At 65.7% G+C, this 2391-nt stretch carries 3 protein-coding genes; 2 read left to right on the top strand and 1 reads right to left on the bottom strand.

The window, feature by feature from the left end; all coding sequences use genetic code 11:
- Nucleotides 1-170 precede the first annotated feature (170 nt).
- Nucleotides 171-608, bottom strand: coding sequence for a TlpA family protein disulfide reductase (locus tag ACE3SN_RS16800; protein ID WP_374531978.1), 438 nt, complete (start codon nucleotides 606-608; stop codon nucleotides 171-173).
- 163 nt (nucleotides 609-771) lie between these two features.
- On the opposite strand from ACE3SN_RS16800, the gene argH reads away from it, so the two are divergent.
- Together argH and ACE3SN_RS16790 are read left to right on the top strand one after the other, a co-directional pair.
- Nucleotides 772-2145, top strand: a complete 1374-nt coding sequence (argH, locus tag ACE3SN_RS16795; RefSeq protein WP_374531980.1) for an argininosuccinate lyase — start codon at nucleotides 772-774, stop codon at nucleotides 2143-2145.
- 8 nt (nucleotides 2146-2153) lie between these two features.
- Nucleotides 2154-2391, top strand: a 238-nt coding sequence (locus tag ACE3SN_RS16790; RefSeq protein ID WP_374531976.1) for a hypothetical protein, incomplete at its 3' end; no start/stop codon positions are given.

The following is a 2391-nucleotide window of genomic DNA, read 5'->3' as shown; positions in this document are numbered from 1 at the left end:
GGGCGAGGTTGAGCTGACCGATCTGCTGTTTGCCGAACGTCAGGTTGGCGATGCCTTCCGGGCCGAAGCGACGGCGCGCGTCGAGGCGCAGCGCGCGCTTACCAAGCTGCGCATCGATAGCCACGAGTTGTGGCTGCGCGATTGAGTAGCAGCCAAGCGCTGATCTGCGCCTAGCGAGCCTCCGCCAGTAGCGCCTGGGTATCGCTGCTCGTCCAGTCGTGTGCCCCGGTCAGCCGCCAGACTTCGCGACCCTGTGCGTCGTAATAGATCGTCGTCGGCAGGGTCTGGACGTCGTATTGCACGGCCAGATCGCCTTCCTGGTCGAGCCAGGGTTCAAGAGCGGTAACGCCGTGCGCCTTGAGGAACGGGGCGACCGCTTCGGGTTTGCCCATGTCCTGGCTGATGGTCAGAACCTTAAGCTCGCCGGCGCGGGCCTTGGCCAGCCGATCGAGTGCGGGAAGCTCGGCCACGCAGGGCGCGCACCAGGTCGCCCAGAGGTTGATCAGCAGTGGCTTGCCCTTGAACGCGGACAGCTTCTGTTCCTTGCCTGACGGATCCTTGAGCAGGAATTCCGGCAGTTCGCTGCCCTTGTGGCTGCGATCGAACACGCCAGCTTCGGCTTCGCCTTGAACCGCGGCTGGCGAAGCTGCCGGTTGCGCCTTGTCCCCGCTTTCCCTATCGCACCCCGCAATCAGCACGGCACAGCCAAGGGCACAGGCAAGGATAGGCGCTTTGAGCGAGCGGGAAGACAGCAAGAGCGGCTCCAATCAGATGTGGGGCGGAAGGTTCGCGGAAGGCCCTTCGGCGATCATGCGTGAGATAAATGCCTCGATCCCGTTCGACAAGGCGCTCTGGCGGCAAGATATCGCGGCATCGAAGGCGCATGTCGCCATGCTGGGGAAGCAGGGCATCGTTTCGGCAGAGGATGCCGCCGCGATTTCCGCCGGGCTCGACCAGGTGGCGGGCGAGTATGAGGCAGACGGGGTTCCCGAGAACTGGGACCTTGAAGACATCCACATGACGACCGAGAGCCGACTGGCCGAAATCATCGGCCCGGCAGCGGGGCGCCTGCATACCGCGCGCAGCCGCAACGACCAGGTGGCAACCGATTTCCGCCTGTGGGTGCGCGAGGCAATGGACCAGGCCGATGCGGGGCTGAAGGCCTTGCAGATCGCGCTCGTCACCCGCGCGGGCGAACATGCCGACAGCATCATGCCCGGCTTCACTCACCTCCAGACCGCGCAGCCGGTGACGCTGGGCCATCACCTGATGGCCTATTACGAAATGGCCGCGCGTGACCGGTCGCGCTTTGCCGATGCGCGGCGCCGCATGAACCAGTCGCCGCTGGGGGCAGCGGCGCTGGCGGGCACCGGTTTTCCGATCGACCGTGAGGCGACGGCCAAGGCCTTGGGCTTTGACGCGCCGACTCGCAACAGCCTCGATTCCGTTTCGGACCGCGATTTCGCGCTCGATTACCTGATGGCGGCGAGCCAGACCGCGCTGCACCTTTCGCGCCTGGCCGAGGAATTCATCATCTGGGCCAGCCAGCCCTTCGGCTTCGTGCGTCTGCCTGACAGTCTGTCGACCGGCAGCTCGATCATGCCGCAGAAAAAGAACCCCGATGCCGCCGAACTGGTGCGCGGTCATGCCGGGCGGATCGTCGGCTGCCTGACCAGCCTGATGATTACGATGAAGGGCCTGCCGCTGGCCTATTCTAAGGACATGCAGGACGACAAGCCGCCGGTGTTCGAAGCTGCTGGTCTGCTCACCCTGTGCATCGCGGCGATGACCGGGATGGTCGAGGCGACGACTTTCCGCACCGACCGGATGCGCGCCGCCGCCGAACTCGGCTATGCCACGGCGACCGATCTGGCCGACTGGCTGGTGCGCCAGGCTAACATTCCCTTCCGCGAGGCGCACCACATCACCGGTACCGCCGTGAAGCTGGCCGAAAGCCGGGGTGTGGCGCTCGATCAGTTGCCGCTCGAAGACCTCAAGGCGATCGACGCGCGGATCGATGACCGGGTCTATGCCGCGCTCTCGGTCGAGGCTTCGGTTGCCGCGCGCGCCAGCTATGGCGGAACCGCGCCGCAGCAGGTAAGGGCGCGTGTGGCCGAGGCGCGCGACGCCCTCGGGATGGAGTGATTCGCACCATGCGCCGACTTGTCCTGCCCGCGATGATCCTAGGCCTTGCTGCCTGTGGTCAGCGTGCGGACCTGAAACCGCAGGCCGGAAACTCACTGCCGCCTGCGCCCTATGGGCGTGAGGATCAGCCGACCGCAGAGGGGCTGATGAAAACCACGCCGCAGGCTGTGCCGGAACGCAGCGTCGAACTGCGAAAACGTTCGGAAGAGCGCACGCAAGACCCGTTCGACCTGCCCCCTTCCGACT

Source organism: Novosphingobium sp. (assembly GCF_041915465.1).
Classification (GTDB): Bacteria; Pseudomonadota; Alphaproteobacteria; order Sphingomonadales; family Sphingomonadaceae; genus Novosphingobium.
This window is presented reverse-complemented; position numbering and strand designations above follow the sequence as displayed.